At 75.7% G+C, this 19,774-nt stretch carries 19 protein-coding genes; 7 read left to right on the forward strand and 12 right to left on the reverse strand.

All coding sequences use genetic code 11. The features are described from left to right. Nucleotides 1-2: 2 nt before the first annotated feature. Nucleotides 3-2,750: an FtsX-like permease family protein gene (locus tag V6V16_RS12955; RefSeq protein ID WP_334562246.1), complete on the reverse strand. Its 2,748-nt coding sequence runs from the start codon at nucleotides 2,748-2,750 to the stop codon at nucleotides 3-5. A 4-nt stretch (nucleotides 2,751-2,754) separates the two neighbouring features. Then, the gene (locus V6V16_RS12960) at nucleotides 2,755-5,946 is read right to left on the reverse strand and encodes an ABC transporter permease (RefSeq protein WP_334562247.1); all 3,192 of its coding nucleotides are present in this window, start codon (nucleotides 5,944-5,946) and stop codon (nucleotides 2,755-2,757) included. A gap of 169 nt (nucleotides 5,947-6,115) precedes the next feature. Between V6V16_RS12960 and V6V16_RS12965 the strand changes: the two genes are divergently transcribed. Next, on the forward strand, nucleotides 6,116-6,409 hold the full coding sequence (locus V6V16_RS12965) for a hypothetical protein (protein WP_334562248.1): 294 nt from the start codon (nucleotides 6,116-6,118) through the stop codon (nucleotides 6,407-6,409). Between the two features lie 100 nt (nucleotides 6,410-6,509). Here V6V16_RS12965 and ligD read toward each other — a convergent pair whose 3' ends face one another. Together ligD and V6V16_RS12975 are read right to left on the reverse strand one after the other, a co-directional pair. Then, nucleotides 6,510-7,535 (reverse strand): non-homologous end-joining DNA ligase, encoded by a 1,026-nt coding sequence (gene ligD / locus V6V16_RS12970; RefSeq protein ID WP_334562249.1) that lies wholly within the window; start codon nucleotides 7,533-7,535, stop codon nucleotides 6,510-6,512. A 95-nt stretch (nucleotides 7,536-7,630) separates the two neighbouring features. Further along, on the reverse strand, nucleotides 7,631-8,212 hold the full coding sequence (locus V6V16_RS12975; RefSeq protein WP_334562250.1) for a TetR/AcrR family transcriptional regulator: 582 nt from the start codon (nucleotides 8,210-8,212) through the stop codon (nucleotides 7,631-7,633). A gap of 67 nt (nucleotides 8,213-8,279) precedes the next feature. On the opposite strand from V6V16_RS12975, the gene V6V16_RS12980 reads away from it, so the two are divergent. Further along, nucleotides 8,280-9,293, forward strand: a complete 1,014-nt coding sequence (locus V6V16_RS12980; protein WP_334562251.1) for a hypothetical protein — start codon at nucleotides 8,280-8,282, stop codon at nucleotides 9,291-9,293. Between the two features lie 238 nt (nucleotides 9,294-9,531). After that, nucleotides 9,532-9,942 (forward strand): peptide-methionine (R)-S-oxide reductase MsrB, encoded by a 411-nt coding sequence (gene msrB / locus V6V16_RS12985; protein WP_334562252.1) that lies wholly within the window; start codon nucleotides 9,532-9,534, stop codon nucleotides 9,940-9,942. Between the two features lie 77 nt (nucleotides 9,943-10,019). On the opposite strand, the gene V6V16_RS12990 is transcribed toward msrB, so the two are convergent. From V6V16_RS12990 to V6V16_RS13000, 3 genes are all read right to left on the reverse strand, one after another. Next, the gene (locus V6V16_RS12990; protein ID WP_334562253.1) at nucleotides 10,020-10,604 is read right to left on the reverse strand and encodes a DUF305 domain-containing protein; all 585 of its coding nucleotides are present in this window, start codon (nucleotides 10,602-10,604) and stop codon (nucleotides 10,020-10,022) included. Nucleotides 10,605-10,672: 68 nt separating this feature from the next. Further along, nucleotides 10,673-11,413, reverse strand: a complete 741-nt coding sequence (locus V6V16_RS12995) for a lytic polysaccharide monooxygenase (RefSeq protein ID WP_334562254.1) — start codon at nucleotides 11,411-11,413, stop codon at nucleotides 10,673-10,675. A 118-nt stretch (nucleotides 11,414-11,531) separates the two neighbouring features. Next, entirely contained in the window at nucleotides 11,532-11,807 is a 276-nt protein-coding gene (locus V6V16_RS13000; RefSeq protein WP_334562255.1) for an isoamylase early set domain-containing protein, read from the reverse strand. A 164-nt stretch (nucleotides 11,808-11,971) separates the two neighbouring features. Here V6V16_RS13000 and V6V16_RS13005 point away from each other — a divergent pair, with 164 nt between their 5' ends. From V6V16_RS13005 to V6V16_RS13015, 3 genes are all read left to right on the forward strand, one after another. Further along, nucleotides 11,972-12,232, forward strand: a complete 261-nt coding sequence (locus tag V6V16_RS13005; protein ID WP_334562256.1) for a Prokaryotic metallothionein — start codon at nucleotides 11,972-11,974, stop codon at nucleotides 12,230-12,232. 30 nt (nucleotides 12,233-12,262) lie between these two features. Beyond that, a complete protein-coding gene (locus tag V6V16_RS13010; RefSeq protein WP_334562257.1) occupies nucleotides 12,263-12,724 on the forward strand; it encodes a GNAT family N-acetyltransferase in 462 nt (153 codons plus the stop codon). 109 nt (nucleotides 12,725-12,833) lie between these two features. Then, nucleotides 12,834-13,919 carry a lytic polysaccharide monooxygenase auxiliary activity family 9 protein gene (locus V6V16_RS13015; protein ID WP_334562258.1) on the forward strand — a complete coding sequence of 362 codons (1,086 nt, stop codon included), beginning with the start codon at nucleotides 12,834-12,836 and terminating at the stop codon, nucleotides 13,917-13,919. 81 nt (nucleotides 13,920-14,000) lie between these two features. Here the strand turns inward: V6V16_RS13015 and hemQ are convergent, their stop codons facing one another. Genes hemQ through hemE form a run of 3 tightly spaced genes read right to left on the reverse strand, consistent with a single transcriptional unit; the run spans nucleotide 14,001 to nucleotide 17,211 of the window. Further along, nucleotides 14,001-14,702, reverse strand: coding sequence for a hydrogen peroxide-dependent heme synthase (hemQ, locus tag V6V16_RS13020; RefSeq protein WP_334562259.1), 702 nt, complete (start codon nucleotides 14,700-14,702; stop codon nucleotides 14,001-14,003). Next, on the reverse strand, nucleotides 14,699-16,108 hold the full coding sequence (gene hemG, locus V6V16_RS13025; RefSeq protein WP_334562260.1) for a protoporphyrinogen oxidase: 1,410 nt from the start codon (nucleotides 16,106-16,108) through the stop codon (nucleotides 14,699-14,701). The genes hemQ and hemG overlap by 4 nt, the downstream gene beginning before the upstream one ends. A gap of 5 nt (nucleotides 16,109-16,113) precedes the next feature. Next, nucleotides 16,114-17,211 carry a uroporphyrinogen decarboxylase gene (gene hemE / locus V6V16_RS13030; RefSeq protein ID WP_334562261.1) on the reverse strand — a complete coding sequence of 366 codons (1,098 nt, stop codon included), beginning with the start codon at nucleotides 17,209-17,211 and terminating at the stop codon, nucleotides 16,114-16,116. Nucleotides 17,212-17,389: 178 nt separating this feature from the next. On the opposite strand from hemE, the gene V6V16_RS13035 reads away from it, so the two are divergent. After that, a complete protein-coding gene (locus V6V16_RS13035; RefSeq protein WP_334562262.1) occupies nucleotides 17,390-17,962 on the forward strand; it encodes a DUF3000 domain-containing protein in 573 nt (190 codons plus the stop codon). 17 nt (nucleotides 17,963-17,979) lie between these two features. Here the strand turns inward: V6V16_RS13035 and V6V16_RS13040 are convergent, their stop codons facing one another. Both V6V16_RS13040 and V6V16_RS13045 read right to left on the reverse strand, forming a co-directional pair. Next, nucleotides 17,980-18,777 carry a hypothetical protein gene (locus V6V16_RS13040; RefSeq protein WP_334562263.1) on the reverse strand — a complete coding sequence of 266 codons (798 nt, stop codon included), beginning with the start codon at nucleotides 18,775-18,777 and terminating at the stop codon, nucleotides 17,980-17,982. A gap of 73 nt (nucleotides 18,778-18,850) precedes the next feature. After that, the coding region (locus V6V16_RS13045) for a S1C family serine protease (protein ID WP_334562264.1) at nucleotides 18,851-19,774 on the reverse strand (924 nt) is incomplete at its 5' end.

The following is a 19,774-nucleotide window of genomic DNA, read 5'->3' on the forward strand; positions in this document are numbered from 1 at the left end:
TGTCAGCTCTCCTCTCCGAGCCGGAGCACCTCGCCGAGGCGCGTCCGGCGGTTGTTCAGGGCCTCGACGGCGACCGCGAAGCCGAGGGCGAGCGCCCCGAGCGCGACGACCCCGGCCGCCAGGCCGGGCTCGAACGCCACCCGGACCTCGACGCCGCCGGTGAAGGCGGACAGGCCGAGCACCGGGGTGAGCAGCAGCGGCAGGGCCGTGCCGACGAGCGCGCCGGTAACCACCGAGACGCCCACGAGCGGGGCCAGCTCCACCAGCAGCAGCCCGCGCCACTGGCGCCGGGACAGGCCGAGGGTGCGCAACCGGGACAGCACCTGACCGCGTTCCCGGGCGCCTGCGAGCACCGTGAAGGCGACCGCGAGCAGGCCGAGGACCGTGCCCCCGGCCGCGCCGGCGGCGAAGCCGAAGGCGAGCAGGGCGTTCGCGCCGCCCTCGCCCACCTGCCGCCGGGTGTCCGCAAAGGTCAGCACCTGCACGCCGCGCGGGCGCTCCCGGCCGGCGACCGCCCCGTCCGTCTGGAAGCGGGACTGTCCCGCGTCGCCGGCCCGGCGCAGCGCCTCGCCGTCCAGGTCGTCGCCGGCCACCAGGAAGCCGGTCGGCACGGCGGCGTAGTCCCGCCGGGGCAGGGACTGCCAGGGCAGGACGACGAACCGGCTGCTGTCCGCGCGGAGCAGCGGGAAGCTCTCCGCCCGCCCGGCGACCCGGAACTCGTACCGCTGGCCCTGGGCGCTGACGAAGGCGGAGCCGTCGAGGCCGGCGTCGGCCAGCTCGGCGGCGACCGTCGGGGAGACCACCGCGGGCAGCGGACCGCCTCCCCCGGCGGGGGCGAGCAGGGCCGCCGGCACCGTCACGTCGACGTCGGACTCGCGGACGATCCGGGCCAGGGCCGGACCGTCGACCATCAGCACGGTCACCCCGCCGAGCCGGGTCTCGGTGCCGATCGCGTCCTTCGCCAGACGCTGGCCCGCCTCGTACAGCACCGGACTCGCGGCGCGGACCCCCGGCAGCCGCTCCAGCTCGGCGCCCGTCTCCGGGGCGATCCGGTCCCCCAGGATCAGGGCGTCGGCGGGGACCACCCGGCTGGCGGCCCGGTCCCGGCTCGCCTCGATGCCGGCGGCCGTCACCGCGCAGAACGCCGCGGTCGCGATGGCCAGCACGACGACCACCAGCGGTACGGCGACGACCGACCGGCCGGCGCGGGCGGTGCCCAGGAAGGCGACGCTGCCCCGGGCCCGGGCCGCGAGCCGGCTGGCCAGCCGCAGCGGCCACGGGTACAGCCGCATCGCGACCACCGCCGCGGCGACGGCCAGCAGCACCGGGACCGAGACCAGCAGCGGATCGACCTCCCCGGAGGTGAGGCCGCGACGGCGCAGCAGCACGACCGCGAGGCCCGCGAGGACCAGCAGTCCGCCCTCCACGGTGAGCCGACGTGCGGAGGGGCGCGCCCGGACCAGGTCGTGCCGGCCCGCGCCGGCCCTGGACGCGGCGAGGGTGGCCACCGGCAGCGCGAACGCCACCAGGACGGTCGCGGCGACGGCGAGCCACAGGGTCTCACCCGGTGCCCCCGGGGCGAGGTTGCCGACCAGCCAGCCGAGCGTGGCCGCGGGCGGCGCCACCAGCAGGGCCTCGGCCAGGCTGCGGCCCGCGCCCGTGGTGGCCGCCCCGCCCCGGGCCCGCAGCAGCGCGAACTCCGCCCGCCGACGGCGCGCCAGCAGCCCGGCGGCCAGCGCGACGAGCCCGGCCAGCGTGGCCAGTACGCCCGCGGCGATGACCCCGAGCACCGTCCGGGCGCTCTCCACCTCGGCGGAGAACTGCCGCAACGGGATGTCCAGCCCCTGCACGAGGTTGCGGCCGGCCGCCTCCCGGCTCAGCTGCTGGAGGCCGTCGAGCACCTGGTCCAGCTCGCGGGCGTCCATGCCGTCGGCGCCCAGGCGGTAGCGCCAGCTGAAGGTCAGCGGCCAGCCGGCGACGGCCTGGCGGTTCAGCGCGGCGCCGTCGACGACGCCGACGGCGATGACGGGCTGGCCGTCCCCGACCGGCTCGACGACGCGCAGCAGCGGCGGCAGGCCGTCCCAGAACCCGTCGGCGGCTTCCCGGGGCTGGAAGAGACCGACCACGGTGACCTGGGTGGGGGGCGGGGCATCGGGCGTGGGCGGTCCCGGCTGGCCGAGGGTGAGCCGGCTGCCGAGCCGCAGGTTCAGCTTGGCGGCGGCGTCCGTGGCCAGCGCCACCTGCGTCGGCTGGCCCTTCGGCGCGTCGGCCGGCCAGCGCCCCTCGACCAGCCTGCCGGCCTCCTCGATCCCGGGCACCGCCCGCAGGCCGAGGTCGACCATGAGGTTCTTCGCCGCCAGGTCCGGTCCCACCACCCGGCCGGCCGTGGTCTCCCCGGTGAACCACCGCCGCTCGACCATCCGGCGTACGACCGGCGGCATCCCGGCCTCCAGCGTCGCCAGGTCGCCCTGGTGCGCGGCCACCAGGGAGGTGTCGTTGTCCGGCGCGGCGATCGGCCCGGTCGAGTACGTCACGTCCCGCTGCTGCGGCGGCACGGCCCCCAGGTACGCCCGCAGGCCCTCCTGGATGTGCCCGTTGACGACCCGGGGCATGCCGCTGACCAGCAGCGTGACGACCAGGGTCAGCGCCGCGAGGAGCAGGAACTGCCCACCGTGCGCCCGCACCCGGCGGGCGACGGCCCCGATGCTCACCACGCCGCGTCCCCGCTCCCGCTCGTCCCTACGCTCCACCCGGTCACCGGTCTCCCCCGATCCGCAGCTGCGCCACGGCCACCCGCTGCCGGATGCCGAGGGCGATGAACGCGCTGAAGGCGAGTGCCGCCAGCAGCAGGCCGACCGCGGTCAGGCCGATGGGCAGCCAGGGCAGCACGAAGGCGGCCTCGGGCACCGGCCGGCCGGCGGACGGCGTGAGGATGACCAGCGGGGCCATCGTCGCGCCGACCGCGGCGCCCAGCAGCAGGCCCACCCCGACGCCGATGCCGGCCAGGAAGGTCTGCTCGGCCAGCAGCGCCCGGGCCAGCAGCCGAGGGCTGGCGCCGAGCGTGTGCAGCACGGCGAACTCCCCGAGCCGGTGCCGGGCGGTCGCCCAGACGTCGACGATCAGGCCGACGAGGGCCAGCAGCACCGAGCCGAGCGCGGCGGCGAGCAGCCCGGTGCGGGCCCCCTGCCAGTACGGGTCGCCGGCGGCCCGCTCGGCCACCTCGCGCCGGTCGAGCAGGTTGGTGCCGGCCAACCCGGCCGCCGCGCGGGCCGCCTCGGCATGGCCGCCGTCGTCGGTGCTCAGCCACCACTCCGCGACCGGCCGGACCCCGCCCCGGTCCCGCAGCAGCCAGCCCGCCGCCGCCGGCAGGTCCAGCAGCACGCCCTCGCCGGCGGTGGCCGGCACCTCCTCCAGCTCGCCGACCAGGGTGACCGGGAGCGTCGCGCCGGAGAGCACGAGGTCGACCGTCTCACCCACCTCCAGGCTCAGCGCGTCGCGCACCGCCGGGGTCATCAGCGCGGGCACCGGCTCGTCGCCGCCGGCCGGCACCACCGCGAAGCGGCTCGGCGGTTGGAACGCGAACCGGCCGCCCGCCCGGTAGTCGACCTGCCACTCGGCGCTCAGTCCGGCGGCCGTGACCGTCGCGCCGGCCGGCTTGCCCTGGCCGTCGACGGCCGCCCACTCGCCGTCCAGCGACGCCGGCCGGGTCGCGCCGTCGGCGCCGACCAGCCGCAGGTCCGACACCTCCACGCGGTACACCTGCCCGCGCGCGCTTCCGCCGTCGACCTCGAAGCCGGAGAGTCGTACGGGGCCCTCCCCGGCGGGGACGGCGACGGTGAACGGCACCGGGCGGCCGTCGCTGCCGCCGCTGCCCGCCGCAAGCCGAAGCGCCAGCCCGTCCGCCCGGGTCAGCAGCACCCAGAGGCCGACCTGGTGCGGCGTGACGGCCGCGCGCACGGGCGTGCGTACCGTGCCGGCGAGCGACCGGGTGCCGGCGGGCAGCTCGATGCCGGCCGGCGCGCCCCGCGCCCGGGTCAGCCGGTCCAGCAGCGCCGGCAGGGGCTCGTCGGACAGCCGCTCGTTGAGCCGCACGACGCCCGCCGCGCCCGCGGCGTCCAGGCTCACCACCGTGGTCGGCAGGTCGCCGCGGCCGACTCGGATCTCGTCCCGCCAGGCCGGCAGCGCGGTGCCGACGCCCGGCAGCGCGGCGAGCCGGCCGGCCCGGTCGTCGGGCGCGGCGCCGGTGCGCTCCACCACCCGCAGGTCGGCGCCGACGGTGTGCTCGGCCTGGTCCGCCTGCGACCGCTCGCCGGTGGTGACCAGGGACCACGCCAGGGTGCTGCCGCCGACGGCGAGGGCGAGCAGCAGGACGGGGCCCGCGTGCGGGCGCCGCCCCGCCTGCCACATGCCGAACATGGTCGCGGTCCACGGTCTGCGGTCGACGAACCGCTCGGCGAACCGGGTCGCCGGGGGGAGCAGCCGCAGCGCCACCACCGCGCCCGCGAGCACGCCCAGCGTCGGCGCGGCGACCAGCAGCGGATCGACCCCGAGTCGCCCACCGGCCCCGGTGACCGGCGACGAGTACTGGCGCAGCTGCGTCCAGGCCAGCACCGCGAACCCGACCAGCACGAGGTCGAGGCTGGCCCGTTGGACGCTGGCGGCGCGGGTGGGACGGGACCGGGCCGCCATGTCGGCGACGTACGTGCCGGCTCCCCGCAGCGTCGGGACGACCATCGCCGCCAGGCAACCGGCGGCCGCGGCGGCCGCGGCGGCCCAGACCAGCGTGCTGTCGCCGGGCGTGAGCGTCAGCGCGCCCGCGCCGCCGCCGACGTGCCGCAGCGCCTCGCCGGCGATCACCGGCCCCAGCACGCCGGCGGGCAGCACGACCAGGGTGGCCTCCCGGGCCGCCAGGCCGGCCAGCTGACGCCGCGCGGCGCCCCGGGCCCGGAGCAGGGCCGTCTGCCCCCGCCGGTCCTCGTGCAGCAGGGCGGCGACCAGCACCAGCGCGTACCCGCCGAGGACCACGATCAGCAGCAGCGGGGTGGCCAGTGAGGAGCGCCCCACCAGGTCGGCCCGGACGACGCGGTCGAGCAGCCGGTCCATCGCCGTGACGGTCTGGCCCGAGGAACCCAGCCCGGCCGCCTCGGGCACCTCGGCGAGGGCGGCGGTCAGCGCCCGCCGCACGTCGAGCAGCCGGCCCGCGTTGGCCACCGCCGCGAGGTCCGGCTCGACCACCCAGGACGCCGACACCGAGCCCGGGTAGGCGGCGACGAAGTCGGCCGGATCCAGCGCGAACGGCCCGTACGAGGTGCCGGGGTCCGGCACGCTGCCGGCGCCGACGCCCGGGGCCAGCCGCCAGTACGGGTCGGTCGGGTCGCGGGGCTGCCACGTCCCGACGAGCACCACCGTGCTCGGCCGGTCGGAGCGGCGGTCCAGCATCGGGACCCGGTCGCCGGCGGTCATGCCGAGCGCGCCCGCCACCTTCTCGGGCAGCGTCACCTGCGTCGGCGTGGCCCCGGGGACGGGCCAGGCGCCGGCGGTGAGCTCCGCGTGGCGGGGCAGGTCGTCGAGGGTCGCCAGGTTGGCGAAGACGGGGTCGTCGCCGTCCGGGACCACGGGACCGAGGTCCCCGGTCAGCTCGCGGCCGCCGCCGTACCGGGCGGCGGCGACGGTGACCGGCGCACCGCCGAGGCCGGCGGCGAACCCGTCGCGGACGGCGCGGTCCCGGGTGGCGTACTCGGTGGCGTCCCGGCCGGCGGCACCGCTCACCAGGAGGCTGCGCTCCTCGAACGAGGCCCCGGTGAGCAGGGCACGCTGGCCCGCCTCGACCGCACGGCGGTTGTAGTCGGAGAGCCCGGTGACCATCGCGACCGCCACCAGGGCCGCGACCGCCGCGGCGAGCAGCAGCCCCCGCGCCTCGCGGGCCCGCCTCCACACCAGCTTCATCCGACGCCCTCCCCTGGCCCGCAGCCGGGCCGACGATCAGGGAGAGCGGCGACGGGCCGGGAAAGGTTCGCGCCCGTTACTTGATCGTTACCCGGCGATCCGGGCTTCGCCCCTCCGCCGGCGCCCGGCTCCGGCCGGCTGGCTGGCGCGGCTGTGCTTCCATCACCGGATGGAGATGGTTCTCAGCGCTCTGATGGTGGTCGTCGTCGTACTGCTCGCCGTCCAGCTGCCGACCGCCGCCCAGCAGGCGCGGACCACGTACCGACTCGCCGAGATCGAGCGTCGGATCCAGCTCGTGATGGACCACCTGGGCGTGGTGGACAGCGCGCCCGTGCCGCCGGAGGTGCGTGACCACCTGGCCCGGGGCGACAAGATCAAGGCGATCGCCGCGTACCGGAGGGCGACCGGCGCGGACCTGCGTTCGGCCAAGGCCGCCGTGGAGGCGTTCGCCGGCCGGCGGTGACGCCCGCGGCCCCCGGCCCCGCCGCCGGGACGCGCCCGGAGGACGGGGCCGGACGGGGTGGCGGCGGGCCCGCCCCGGCGCGCCGGGGCGGGTGGGACGGTCAGCGGGGCCGGTCGCGGTCCTTGGAGGGCTGCACGCGCTTCGGCTCGCCGGGCATCTTCGGGTGGTCGGGCGGATAGGGCATGTCGCCCTGGCCGGCGGCGTCGTCCCGGTCGGCCCATTCCAGCAGCGGGGTGATGTCCCACCCGGCGTCGTCGATGCCGGCGTGCGGGTCGCCCCGCTCGGCCAGCCGGGCCGGGACGGTGCGCAGGTCGAAGTCGTCCGGGTCGACGTCGGGCAGCTCGTCCCAGGTGACCGGGGTGGAGACGGTGGCCCGGGCGTTGGCCCGCAACGAGTACGCGCACGCGATGGTGCGGTCCCGGGCCATCTGGTTGTAGTCGACGAAGACGCGGGCGCCCCGCTGCTCCTTCCACCAGGCGGTGGTCACCAGCTCCGGCCGCCGCCGTTCCAGCTCGCGGGCCAGCGCGATGGTGGCCCGGCGCACCTCGGTGAACGTCCAGCGCGGCGCGATCCGCAGGTAGACGTGCACGCCGCGGCCGCCGGAGGTCTTCGGCCAGCCGACGACGCCCAGCTCGTCGAGGAGCGCCCGCAGCTCCCCGGCGGCGGAGACGGCGTCGGCGAAGTCGGTGCCGGGCTGCGGATCGAGGTCGACGCGCAGCTCGTCGGGGCGGTCGACGTCGGCGGCGCGCACCGGCCACGGATGGAACACGACGGTGCCCATCTGGGCGGCCCATGCCACGTGCGCCAGGTCGGCCGGGCAGAGCTCCGCCGCGCTGCGGCCGCTCGGGAAGCTGATGGTGGTGGTCTGCACCCACGGCGGCACGCCGCGGGTGGGCACCCGCTTCTGGAAGAACGCCTCGCCCCCGACGCCCTCGGGGAAGCGCTGCAACGTGGTGGGACGGGCGCGCAGGGCGCGCATGATCCCGTCGCCCACGGCGAGGTAGTAGTGGAAGACGTCGGACTTGGTGAAGCCGCGCTGCGGGAAGATCACCCGGTCGGGGCTGGTCAGCCGGACGTCGTGCCCGGCCACCTCGATCTGTTCGGCCGCGGCCTTGGTGCCACCCATTGCGCGACCATATGCCACACCCCCGACGTCCGGCGTGCCGTTGCCGGGCGAGTCCCGCCCGAAAGGTCACCGGCACTTCCCGGTCGGTGCCCGCGTCAGCCGCGGCCGCGTACCAGGGGCAGGAACACCTCGTCCACGATCTCGACCAGCACTTCGTCGGGGACCGAGGGGATACCGCGCATCGCGTACTCGGCGCGTAAAAGCATTACCGGTGTCGTCGCCACCCGGTGATGGGTGGCCGCCGCCGGCGCCTCGCCCCGGGCCGCGGCCCGTTCGAGCATCCCGAGCCAGGCGCGGTCCATGGTGTCCGCGCCGGACCGTTCGCGCATGAGGGTGAGCAGCTCAGGGTCGTCGGCTGCGGCGGCGAGCAGACCGCGCAGGACTGCTCCGTGCGGCGAGGACCACGTCTCGTTGGCCTGTCGGAGCATCTGGAGCGCGTCGCCTCGCAGGGTGCCCGTGTCGGGGTTCGGCATGGCGGCGTCGGAGAGGTGGCGGTACGCCGCGATGCCCAGGGCCGCCCGACGCGGCCAGCGGCGGTAGATCGCATTTTTGTTGGTCCCGGCGCGGGCGGCGACCCGGTCCATCGTCATCCCCGCGTACCCGGACTCGCGTAGTTCGTCCGCCGCAGCCTGGAGGATCGCCTGTTCCAGCTCCTCGCCCCGGCGCCTCGTGACCATGCCTTGTAGGGTACTGGACGTACCTTATAGGGTACGCGGCGTACCTTAAGAGGGAGAGGAACTCTTGATGCGCGTCTTCGGCATGAACTACGACACCGGCTTCGTGAGCGCCGGATCCACCACTCACGAGCCGTTCGACCCCGAGATCGTGCGGAGCGACCTGCGTGTCATCCGCGAGGAGTTGCACTGCGACGCGGTCCGCATCACCGGCGGTGTCCAGGACCGGCTGGAGCTGACCGCGCGGCTGGCGGCCGGGATCGGGCTCGAGGTGTGGTACTGCCCGTTCACCAACGGCCTCGACCGCGACGGGCTCATGGCGTTCGTGCTCGACGGCGCCGAGCGGGCCGAACGGCTGCGGCGCGACGGCGCCTCGGTCGTGTACCTCACCGGTTCCGAGATCTCGATGTTCACCGACGGTTTCCTGCCCGGCCGCGACCTGGAGGAGCGGATGGCGCTGTTCACCGATCCGATGCGGATGAGGCAGGCGGTCCCGGCCGCCCGGGCCGCGGTGCGCGACTTCCTCGCCGAAGCGGTACCCGCAGTGCGCGAGCGGTTCGGTGGTCTCGTCGGATACGCCTCGATCCCGCTCGAGGACGTCGACTGGGCGCCGTTCGACATCATCGCCAGCGACGCCGGCTACCGCGACGCGACCAACTCCACGGCGTTCCCGCAGACCCTGGCGGCGGCGGTGGGTCAAGGCAGGCCGTACGCCGCGACCGAGTTCGGCTGCTGCACGTTCCGTGGCGCGGCCGACGTGGCCGGTGGGGCAGAACCGGTGACGTACGACGAGCACGGCCGTGCCGTGAAGTTGACCGCTGAGCTGGAGCGCGACGAGGAGGGCCAGGCGCGCTACGTCGTCGACCTGCTGCGCGACTACGAGGCCGGCGGGGTGGAGGCGGCGTTCGTGTACACCTTCGCGAATCGGCACCTGCCGACCACCGGCGATCCTGGGCACGACTACGACCTGGCCGCACGTGGGATCGTGCGGGTGCTGCCGGACGGCTCGTGGACGCCCAAGGCCGCTTTTCACGCCCTCGCCGAGTACGGTCGTTCCCGCACGCGCCGGAACCGGCCGAGGTGACGAGCGGGCCCAGCCTGGGCGGGAGGACTCCGACGACGCGGTGACGAAGATGGCCGCGCCTGCGACGAGGTTCGCCGGGACGTCGGCCAGGACGGCACGGGAGAGGACTCTGGATCCCCCGCCGCCGACCGCCTCGACGGCTGACGGCCGCGCCCGCGTACCGGAATTCCCAGGCCGCGGGGCCTGTTCCTGTTCAGTGCGGGTACTTTCACCCGAATCCGTGAGTGGCTCTGGAGGCATGACCGTGGAGACTGAACTGCCCCGTACCGAGGAAGAGTGGCGGGTCCGGCTCAGCCCGGAGGAGTTCCGGGTGCTGCGGGAGGCCGGCACCGAGCGCCCGTGGACCGGCGAGTACGTCGACACCAAGACGCCCGGCACCTACCACTGCCGGGCCTGCGGCGCGCAGCTCTACCCCAGCGACACGAAGTTCGACTCGCACTGCGGGTGGCCCAGCTTCGACGACGCGATCCCCGGCGCGGTCAAGGAGATCGAGGACCGCAGCCTGGGAATGAGCCGCACCGAGATCCGCTGCGCCCGGTGCGACAGCCACCTGGGTCACGTCTTCCGGGGCGAGGGTTTCACCCCGAAGGACACCCGGCACTGCGTCAACTCCGTCTCCATCCGGCTGGAGCCGCGCGCCGACGCCTGAGCCCCGGCTCCGACGACGGCGGCGGCGGCGGCGGATCTCCGGGGGCCGGCCCGCGACCGGCGGCGGCGCCCCGGGGGTCAGGCCCGCCCGCCCGGCGCCAGCCCGGCCATCAGCGAGACCTCGGCCGTACGCGAGCGCTCGACGCGGCCGGCGAAGTCGCGTACGCGCGGGTCGGCGCCGACCGTCTGGTGCGCCCGGGCCAGGTCGGCCGCCGCGTCCTGGTGCGGGGCGAGCAGGGCGAGCAGGACGCGGTCGACCTCGCCACCCGGGGCGGTCCGCAGGCGGGCCAGGTCCTCGGCGCCGGTGCCGTGGTCTCCGTGGTCGTGCCGGCGGGCAGCCTCGGCGGCGGCCGGTCCGGCGTCCCGCAGCCAGCCGCGCATCGTGGCGAGTTCGTCGGTCTCGGTGACCTCGATGGCGGCGACGAGGGTGCGCAGCTTCCGGTCGGTCACCCGGTCGCGGCTGAGCCGCACCATCTCCAGCGTCTGCTCGGTGTGTGCCGCCAGCGTGGCCAGGAAGACCACGTCCAGTCCGTTCATCTCGGTCCCGCTGGTCGCGGTCACCTTCGGCGGCGCGGGGGCGGGCGACGCCGGGGCGGTCCGCGCGGCGCAGCCGGGGGCGATCAGCAGGGCGGCGAGCAGGGCGACCGTGGGCAGCCGTCGCATGGCGTACTCCGATCCGGGAAGGGGTGACGGGTGCGGCGGACGCCGGGAGGCGGGCCGCACCCGTCCGGTCAGACCTGCGTCCAGAGCGCGGGCACGTGCGGCGGTTCCCAGCCGGGGATCGCGGTGTGCGCCTGCCGGCAGCGGTACGTCCGCCCGCCGTAGGTGACCTCGTCGCCGGCCTGGTAGGCCCGGCCCGCCGTCCAGCTGCCGCCCGGCGCGGGCGGGGTGGTCGGGGCGGCGGTCGGGGTCGGCGACGGTGCCGGCCGCGTCGGGCTCGGGGTGGGCGACGGGTCGCCGCCCCCGCCGACCTGGAGGTCCACGCAGGAGTAGAACGCGTTGGCGGTGTCCGCGACGTTCCACACGGCGAGGACCTTCTGCCGCCCCGGGTAGCCGCCCAGGTTGACCGTGTGCGAGACGGTGGCCCCGGGCTGCTGCCCGCCGCCGTTGAAGACGGCCACCCGGGTGCCGCCGATGAAGTACTCCCAGTTGCTGGTGGCGTGCCGGGCGGTGTTGGTCCAGGTGAAGGTGACGGAGCTGCCGACGGAGGTGGCGGGCCAGCCCCGGCTGTCGTCGTTCAGGACGGCGAACTGCGCGATCCCCGCGTGGCAGCTGCGCAGCCCCTTCGGCCCCTCGACGCTCTGCGGCTCGTACCTGATCTGCCCGCAGTCCGGAACCCGCCCCTGGGCGCAGAGCGCCTGACGGCTCGGCGGCCCGGAGACGTAGCCGTGGGCCTGGGCGGGGGCCGCGACGGTGAGTGTGGAGAGAACGGCACCCGTGGCCATGAGCGGGATGGTGACTCTTCGACGCATGGCGGCAGCTCCTTCGGATTCAACCTGGTGAGGTGCCCTCCAAAGTAAATTAAACCTTATTAACAGTAAAGACTCCTGTCGACAAAACCATCGACGAACCCGCACGCAGGGTGACGGGTCAGAGCAGCAGCAGGCAGCCCCGCTCGTCGACCCGGTCGGCCGACTCGTCGTCCAGCCACAGCCCGCCGGTGGCGAGGTAGCGGAAGCGGTACTCCCCCGGGCCGAGGCGCACCGTGACCGTACGGGTCCCGTCGCGGCGCGGCACCAGCTCGTGCCGCCCCGGCTCCCAGCCGTTGAAGCAGCCGACCACGCTGACCGCCCCGGGCGGGGTGTCCCGGGGCAGGCTGAAGGTGACCCGGATCTGGTTGCCGAAGAGCCGGTTACGTTTGATCATCTGTGGTCCTCCTCGGGGGTCGCGGCGCGAGTCACCAGGTACAACGTCCGACACGCCGGGTGCGACACGCCGCCCCGGCGGTGCGACCCGGGCCGTTTCGCCCACCCCCGCCCCGGCCGGTGCCGCAGGCTTGGGCAAACACGTCCTGTTTGGGGGGTTCCGTCGTGGCAACGTGCGAGGTCTGCGGTAACGACTACTGGATGGCGTTCGAGGTGCGAACCGTCAGTGGCGACGTGCACACCTTCGACTGCTTCGAGTGCGCCGCGCACCGGCTGGCGCCGATCTGCGAGCACTGCCAGGTCAAGATCCTCGGACACGGGGTGGAGGTGTCCGGCCGGTTCTTCTGCTGCGCGCACTGCGCCCGCGCCGAGGAGGGCGCCCGGGGCGCGGAGATCCGCGACGCGGTCGGCGCCCGCCCGGCCTGAACCGGGCGGGGCAGGATCTACCATCGCCGGGTGCCACACATCCCCGGGGTGCGCGACGCCCCGTTCGCCGACCTGGACGCCCGCACCTTCCACGACCTGCTCCGCCTGCGCATCGACGTCTTCGTGGTCGAGCAGGCGTGCCCCTACCCCGAACTCGACGGGCGGGACGTCGAGCCCGGCACCCGGCACCTCTGGGTCGAGGACGGGTCCGGCGCGCCGCTGGCGTACCTGCGGATCCTCGCCGACCCGGGCGGGGTGGCGCGGATCGGGCGGGTGGTGGCGGCACCGCACGCGCGCGGCGCCGGGCACGCCGGACGGCTGATGGCGGCGGCCCTGGCGGCGGTCGGCGACCGGCCCTGCGTGCTGGAGGCCCAGTCCCACCTGGTGGACTTCTACGCCCGGCTCGGCTTCGCCGTCAGCGGCGCCGACTACGTCGAGGACGGCATCCCGCACACCCCGATGCGCCGGGAGGGCATTGACCAGAGGCGATAGATGTGGCAGCCTCCGGGCAGAGCCGTCGCGAGAGCCACGCAGCGCGCACGGGAGGGGCAACTCCCGGTCGTCCGGGCGTCGTCGTCCGACCTCTCCCCCGGGGGGCTCCATGTCCACCCAACTTCGATCATCCCGCCTGCTGTGGCTGCCCGCCGTCGCGGCCACCGCCGTACTGGTCCTGACCACCGCGTTGGCCAACCCGGTGTCGGCGCACGGCTCCGTGGTGGATCCGGCGTCGCGTAACTACGGCTGCTGGCAGCGCTGGGGCGGCGACTTCCAGAATCCCCGGATGGCCACCGAGGACCCGATGTGCTGGCAGGCCTGGCAGGCCAACCCGAACGCCATGTGGAACTGGAACGGCCTGTTCCGCGAGGGTGTCGCCGGCGACCACCGGGCGGCCATCCCCGACGGGCAGCTCTGCTCCGGCGGCCGGACCGAGGGCGGGCGCTACAACGCCCTCGACGCCGTCGGCGCCTGGCGGACCGCCCCGGTCGCCAGCAACTTCCGGGTCCGCCTGCACGACCAGGCCAGTCACGGCGCCGACTACATCCGGGTGTACGTGACGAGGCAGGGCTTCGACGCGCTCACCGAGCCGCTGGGCTGGGACGACCTGGAACTGGTCGGCCAGATCGGCAACACCCCGGCGTCCGAGTGGAGGCAGGAGGCCAACGGCGTCTCCATCGAGATCCCGGCCGCCGCGCCGGGGCGGACCGGTCGGCACGTCGTCTACACCATCTGGCAGGCCAGCCACCTGGACCAGTCGTACTACCTGTGCAGCGACGTCGACTTCTCCGGCGGGCCGGGCAACCCGCCGCCGACGACGCCGCCCGTCACTCCCCCGCCCAGCACCCCGCCGCCGACCACCCCGCCGCCCGGCACGCCGCCGCCGGCCGGGGCGTGCACCGCGACCTACCGGGTCACCGGGCAGTGGAACGGCGGATTCCAGGGTGAGGTGCAGGTGACCGCCGGCGGCGGAGCGATCAAGGGCTGGTCGGTGACCTGGACCTACGCCGACGGTCAGCGGATCAACTCGGCGTGGAACGCCACCGTCACCACCAGCGGCACGCGGGTCACCGCGCGCAACGTCGCCCACAACGGTTCGCTCGGCGCCGGGGCGAGCACCACGTTCGGCTTCGTCGGCTCGTCGGGCGCCAGCAACACCGCGCCCGTGCCCACCTGCACCACCGTCGTCTGAGGCCGACCGGAACCCCGGCCGGGGCCGCGTCCCACTCCCTCCGGGGCGCGGCCCCGGCCGGCACACCGGCGGCGGCGCGCGTCAGACCAGGCAGTTCACGACGTCGGCGACCGAGCGGCGGCGACCGGTGTAGAACGGGATCTCCTCCCGGACGTGCCGACGGGCACCGGAGGCCCGCAGGTCGCGCATCAGGTCGACGATCCGGTGCAGCTCGTCGGCCTCGAACGCGAGCATCCACTCGTAGTCGCCGAGCGCGAACGAGGCCACCGTGTTGGCGCGTACGTCCGGGTAGCCGCGGGCCATCCTGCCGTGCTCGGCGAGCAGCTCGCGCCGCTCGGCGTCCGGCAGCAGGTACCACTCGTAGGAGCGGACAAACGGGTAGACGCAGAGATACGGCCGCGCCTCCTCGCCGGCCAGGAACGCCGGGATGTGGCTCTTGTTGAACTCCGCCGGCCGGTGCAGGGCCATCTGCGACCAGACCGGGGTGAGCGCCCGGCCCAGCGTGGTGCGGCGGAACCGCAGGTACGCGTCCTGGAGGGCGTCGCTGGAGGCGGAGTGCCACCAGATCATCAGGTCGGCGTCGGCGCGCAGCCCCGAGACGTCGTACGTGCCCCGGACGACCACGTCCTTGCCGGCCAGCTCCGCGAAGAGGGCCTCGACCTCGCCGGTGACGTTCTCGCGCAGCGACGGCAGCGGGCTCGTAGCCCGGTACACCGACCACATGGTGTAGCGGATGCTGTCGTTGAGTTCCCGCAGCCGGGCCGCGTTGGTCTGCTCGGTCATGTCCCCGATCCTCCCAGTGCTGTGATGATCTCCTCGGCCGCCGTCTCGCCGGAGCGGACGCAGACCGGGATGCCGACGCCGTCGTACCCGGCGCCGGCCAGGACCAGCGTCGGGTGGCCCGCCCGCAGGGCCGCGCGCGCGGCGGCCACCCGACCGGAGTGCCCCGGCGTGTACTGCGGCAACGACCCGCCCCAGCGCTGCACGTGGCCGGCGACCGGCGCGGGCAGCGGCACGCCGAGCACCGCCGACAGCTCCCGGTGCACGGTGGCGGCCAGGTCCTCGTCGGTGCGCTGCACCTGCCGTTCCTCGCCGTAGCGGCCCACGGAGGCGCGGACCAGCGCCAGCCCGTCGGTCCGGCGCAGGTGGCCCCACTTGGTGGTGAAGAAGGTCGACGCCTTGACCAGCAGGCCCTCGGTGCTCGGCACCAGGAAGCCGGAGAGCTCCGGCAGCTCCGGGGCGGGCAGCGCGAGGGTGACGAGCGCGACGCTGGCGTAGTCCAGCCCGCCGACGCCCTCGGCCGCCTCCGGGGCGCAGCCGGCGAGCAGCCGGGCCGCCGGGCGGGCCGGCACGGCCAGCACCACGGCGTCCACGTCGACCAGCTCCGGATCCCGGGTGGGGCCGACGGTCAGCCGCCACCCGGCCCCGGCCGGGGTCAGCTCGCGGACCGCCGCGCCGGGTCGGAGCGTCGCCCCGCTGGCCCGCGCCGCGGCCTCGACCAGGGTGCCGAGCCCGCCGGCCAGGGTGCCGAAGACCGGCGTGCCGGGCGCGCGGGGGGCCGCGGCCTGCGCGGCGCGCACCGCGCCCACCAAAGTGTGCTCGACCCGGGCGGCCCGGGCCAGCGCGGGCATGGTCGTGACCAGGGAGAGGTCGTCGGCCCGGCCCGCGTAGACGCCGCCGAGCATCGGGTCGACCAGCCGGTCGGCCACCTCGTCGCCGAAGCGGGCCCGGACCAGCGCGCCGACGGAGACGTCCTCGTCCGCGCCGAGCACCGGACGGCCGGCGTCGACGTCGGCGTCCGCCGCCGGGCGCGCGACCGTGGCCACCCGCTCCAGGTCCCCGGGTACGCCCACCAGCGTGCCGCCCGGGATCGGGCGCAGCCCGCCGTCGACGACGAGCGCGGCCTGCCCGACGGTGGGGTGCACGATCCGCTCGCCGAGGCCGAGCCGGCGGACCAGGGCGACGGCGGCGGACTCGCCCCCGGCCGGGTCCCGCATCAGGAACGACTCGGCGCCGAACTCCACCGTCGAACCGGCCAGCTCGCCCGTGCGCAGCTTGCCGCCGAGCGCGCCGGACTGCTCGTACACCGTGATCTCGGTGTCGGCGGGGGCGCGGTCGCGCAACCGGACCGCGGCGGCCAGCCCGGCGATCCCGCCGCCGACCACCGCCACCCGCCACGGCGCCGACACGTCGCTCAGCCCCGTTCGGCCGGCTGGGTGGAGAGCTCGTGCACCAGGGCCACCACCCGGGTCAGCACCTCGGGGTCGGTCTCCGGCAGCACACCGTGCCCCAGGTTGAACACGTGTCCGGGCGCGGCGCGGCCCTGCTCCAGGATCCGCCGCACCTCGGCCTCGACCACCGGCCACGGCGCGAGCAGCGCGCACGGGTCGAGGTTGCCCTGCACCGCCCGCTCCGGCCCGATCCGCCCGGTCGCCACGTCCAGCGGCGTACGCCAGTCGACGCCGACCACGTCGGCGCCGGCCTCGCCCATCGCGCCGAGCAGTTCGGCGGTGCCCACCCCGAAGTGGATCCTGGGTACGCCCGCGTCGGCCAACCCGGCCAGCACGCCCGCCGAGTGCGGCAGCACGAAGCGGCGGTAGTCGGCCTCCGAAAGCGCGCCGGCCCAGGAGTCGAAGAGCTGCACCGCCGACACCCCGGCGGCCACCTGGACGCGCAGGAACGCCAGCGTCACCTCGGCCAGCCGGGCGCAGAGCGCGTGCCAGAGCTCCGGCTGGCCGTACATCATCGCCTTGGTCTTCGCGTGGGTACGCGACGGGCCGCCCTCGACCAGGTAGCTGGCCAGGGTGAAGGGCGCGCCGGCGAAGCCGATCAGCGGGGTGTCGCCCAGCTCGGCGACGAGCATCCGGACCGCCTCGTCCACGTAGGAGACGTCGTCGCGGGTGATCGGGCGGATCCGTTCCACGTCCGGCAGGGTACGTACGGGCTCGGCGACCACCGGGCCGGTGCCGGGCACGATGTCCAGGTCCACCCCGGCGGCGGCGACCGGCACCACGATGTCGCTGAACAGGATCGCGGCGTCGACCCCGTGCCGGCGCACCGGCTGGAGGGTGATCTCGGTTACCAGCTCCGGGCGTCGGCAGGACTCCAGCATCGCCACGTTGGCCCGGATCTCGCGGTACTCCGGCAGCGACCGGCCGGCCTGGCGCATGAACCAGACGGGGGTGTGCGGGCCGGGCAGGCGCCGGCAGGCCCGGACGAAGGGCGAGTCGGCCGGTCCGCCGGGGCGGGGGTCTTCGTCTCGGGCGTCGGCGCCCGTCGTGGTGGTGGTCATCGCGGCAATCGTGCCACGCGGAGGGCGGGCGGCAGCGGGCAGCGCCGCCTTTTGTGACCCCGTCGGCCCGGCGGGCGGGCTGACCGGGCCACCGTCACGGGCGGCGCGGCGCTTCGGTGTGGCCGGGCATCGGCGCGCCTCGCGGACGGCCGGCCGAGGCGCGGCATAGGCTGCCGGCATGCACCCCCCGATCGCGCTCCCGGAGACCTTCGCCCGCGCGGTCGCCGGGCTGCGGTCCGCGGTGCCCCGGTCGGAGATCGTGCTGGAGGAGGTCGGCGCGCCGCAGCGACTCGCCCCCTACGCGTTCGCGCTCTCCGCCACCGTCCTGCGCGGCGGCGACGACGTGGCGTCGGGGCGGCTGATCCTGCTGCACGACCCGGCCGGTCACGAGGCGTGGCAGGGCACCCTGCGGCTGGTCAGCTACGTGACCGCGGAGATGGAGGTCGACCTGGCCGCCGACCCGCTGCTGCCGGGAGTGGGCTGGACGTGGCTGACCGACGCCCTGGACGCGCAGCACGCCGCCCACCGGGCCATCGGCGGCACCATCACCCAGACCATGTCGACCCGCTTCGGTGACCTGGCCGGGCCGCCCGCGACCGGCGACATCGAGATCCGTGCCTCCTGGACGCCGGTCGACGACGACCTCGGCCCGCACCTGCTCGGCTGGTGCGCGCTGCTGGCCTCGACCGCCGGGTTGCCCCCGCCCGGGGTGACCGCGCTGCCGGAGCGTCGCCCCGCCGGCGCGGCCTGACCCCGCGGCGGGTCATCTCACAGATACTTCTCGGCCTCGTTGCAGACCTTGTCCATGCCCTGGATGGCCCTGTCGTAGGCCGCCTTGTTGCCGTTCGCCGCCGCGGCGAGGGCGGTGGTCAGCTTGTCCAGGCAGGTGGCGATGACCTTCTTCTGCCGGGCCTGCTCGTCGCGGTCGTTGCGGGTGCCGGTGAGGTCCTGCTCGGTGCTGCCCAGCTTGTCCCGGACCGTCTGGAGGTCGACCTTGAGCTTCTCGATCTCCTTGCCGTTCGCCGAGATCGTGCCGTCGCGCTGGCTGATCTCGCTGGCCATCTTCTTCTCGGTCCGGTCCAGCTCGCTGCTGGTCGAGACGAACAGGCCGGTCATCACCCCGCCCAGGACGAAGAGCAGCCCGGCCACCACGGCCAGGATCAACACCTTGTGGCTCCTGCCGGCGCCACCCGACGAGGGGGCGCCGAAGGGCGGTACGGAGCCGGGCGGGGCGGACATCGGCTGCCCGTAGCCCGGCCCCGAGGCCGGGGGCACGGACATCGGCTGCCCGAACGCCGGGCCGCCGGCGGGCGGGACGGAGACCTGCCCCGGGTGGGGCGCGGCGGCGTAGCCGGGCGACGCCGGCGGCGCGGACTGCGGGTACCCGCCGGGCTGGGCCTGGCCGTACTGCTCCGGGGTGTACTGCTGCGGCGCCTGCTGCTCCGCCGCGTACTGGCGGGGGCTGCCGTACGTGGTGCCGTGCGGGACGCCGCCCGCCGGCGGCTGGCCGGGAGCGGCCGGCGGGTACGGCGGGTAGCCCTCCGGCCCGGACGGTGGCTGGGACATGTCGTTCTTCCTCCACGTGTGCTGGCCCGGGCGGCATGCCCCGGGCCGAGGGGGTGCGGGTCGGCTGACGGGGTCAGCAGATCTTGAAGCCGCCGCAGGCGACCTTGATCGGCACGGCGAGGCCGATCCCCTCCGCGTCGCGGGCCTTCGCGGTGGCGATGCCGACGACCTGCTTGCTGCCGTTGATGACCGGGCCGCCCGAGTTGCCGGGATTGATCGGGGCGTCGAACTGGATGACGGGGCCCTCGCCGCCGCCGGCCTCGCGGAAGGCGCTCACCACGCCGGTCGTGACGCTGTCCTCCAGGCCGAGCGGCGCGCCGACGACCACGATCTGCTGCCCGGACTTGACCGCGGCGGGCGCGGCGACCAGGCCGGTGAACTTGCCGTTGGTGCGCAGGTGGGCGACGTCGTTCGCCTCGTCGACCCGGACGATGGTGGCCGGGAAGCGCTGGTCGGTGCGCTCCAGGAAGACCTCCCGCTCACCGGTCTGCCAGAGCGCGTCCACCACGTGGAAGTTGGTGAACAGGTTCGTCCCGCCGCCGGCGGCCGGCTTGCCGATCGCGAAGGCGGTGCCGGTGGAGTTGCCGGCCCGCACCCGGAACACGCTGGGCAGCACCGCGCTGGCCACGGCCTCCGGGTTGAACGCGGCGCCCGCCTGCTTCTCCAGCGCCCCCGCCCGGGATTCCAGGCCGTCGAGGCGGGTGCCGTCGGCGGCCTGCCCCGCCGCGAGCCTGCCCTCGGTCTGGCCCAGGCGGTCGGAGAGCCGGTGGAGCTGGAAGGCCTGTACGCCGCTCACCACGGCCAGCAGGCCGGCGAGCACGAGCGCGGTGACCGTCAGCCAACGCCCCCGGGACGCCGGCGCGGCACCCCGCTGGACGGGACCGGCGGGGTACGGCTGCCCCGGCCCGGCGCCCTGCGGGTGGCCCTGGGCGGCTGGCGCCGGGGGCCAGCCGGGACCCGGGGCGGCCGGCGGCTGCGCCGGCGCGGCGGACGGCCC

The organism is Micromonospora sp. CPCC 205561, assembly GCF_036906775.1.
Classification (GTDB): Bacteria; Actinomycetota; Actinomycetes; order Mycobacteriales; family Micromonosporaceae; genus Micromonospora.

Coding starts and splice junctions, on each gene's coding strand:
- ligD (WP_334562249.1), bottom strand. CDS start 7,535: ATGGGTGGCACCAAGGCCGCGGCCGAACAGATCGAGGTGGCCGGGCAC.
- V6V16_RS13000 (WP_334562255.1), bottom strand. CDS start 11,807: ATGATCAAACGTAACCGGCTCTTCGGCAACCAGATCCGGGTCACCTTC.
- hemQ (WP_334562259.1), bottom strand. CDS start 14,702: ATGACCGAGCAGACCAACGCGGCCCGGCTGCGGGAACTCAACGACAGC.
- V6V16_RS12995 (WP_334562254.1), bottom strand. CDS start 11,413: ATGCGTCGAAGAGTCACCATCCCGCTCATGGCCACGGGTGCCGTTCTC.
- V6V16_RS13015 (WP_334562258.1), top strand. CDS start 12,834: ATGTCCACCCAACTTCGATCATCCCGCCTGCTGTGGCTGCCCGCCGTC.
- V6V16_RS13035 (WP_334562262.1), top strand. CDS start 17,390: ATGCACCCCCCGATCGCGCTCCCGGAGACCTTCGCCCGCGCGGTCGCC.
- V6V16_RS12975 (WP_334562250.1), bottom strand. CDS start 8,212: ATGGTCACGAGGCGCCGGGGCGAGGAGCTGGAACAGGCGATCCTCCAG.
- V6V16_RS12990 (WP_334562253.1), bottom strand. CDS start 10,604: ATGCGACGGCTGCCCACGGTCGCCCTGCTCGCCGCCCTGCTGATCGCC.
- V6V16_RS12980 (WP_334562251.1), top strand. CDS start 8,280: ATGCGCGTCTTCGGCATGAACTACGACACCGGCTTCGTGAGCGCCGGA.
- V6V16_RS12965 (WP_334562248.1), top strand. CDS start 6,116: ATGGAGATGGTTCTCAGCGCTCTGATGGTGGTCGTCGTCGTACTGCTC.
- V6V16_RS13040 (WP_334562263.1), bottom strand. CDS start 18,777: ATGTCCCAGCCACCGTCCGGGCCGGAGGGCTACCCGCCGTACCCGCCG.
- msrB (WP_334562252.1), top strand. CDS start 9,532: ATGACCGTGGAGACTGAACTGCCCCGTACCGAGGAAGAGTGGCGGGTC.
- V6V16_RS12960 (WP_334562247.1), bottom strand. CDS start 5,946: ATGAAGCTGGTGTGGAGGCGGGCCCGCGAGGCGCGGGGGCTGCTGCTC.
- hemE (WP_334562261.1), bottom strand. CDS start 17,211: ATGACCACCACCACGACGGGCGCCGACGCCCGAGACGAAGACCCCCGC.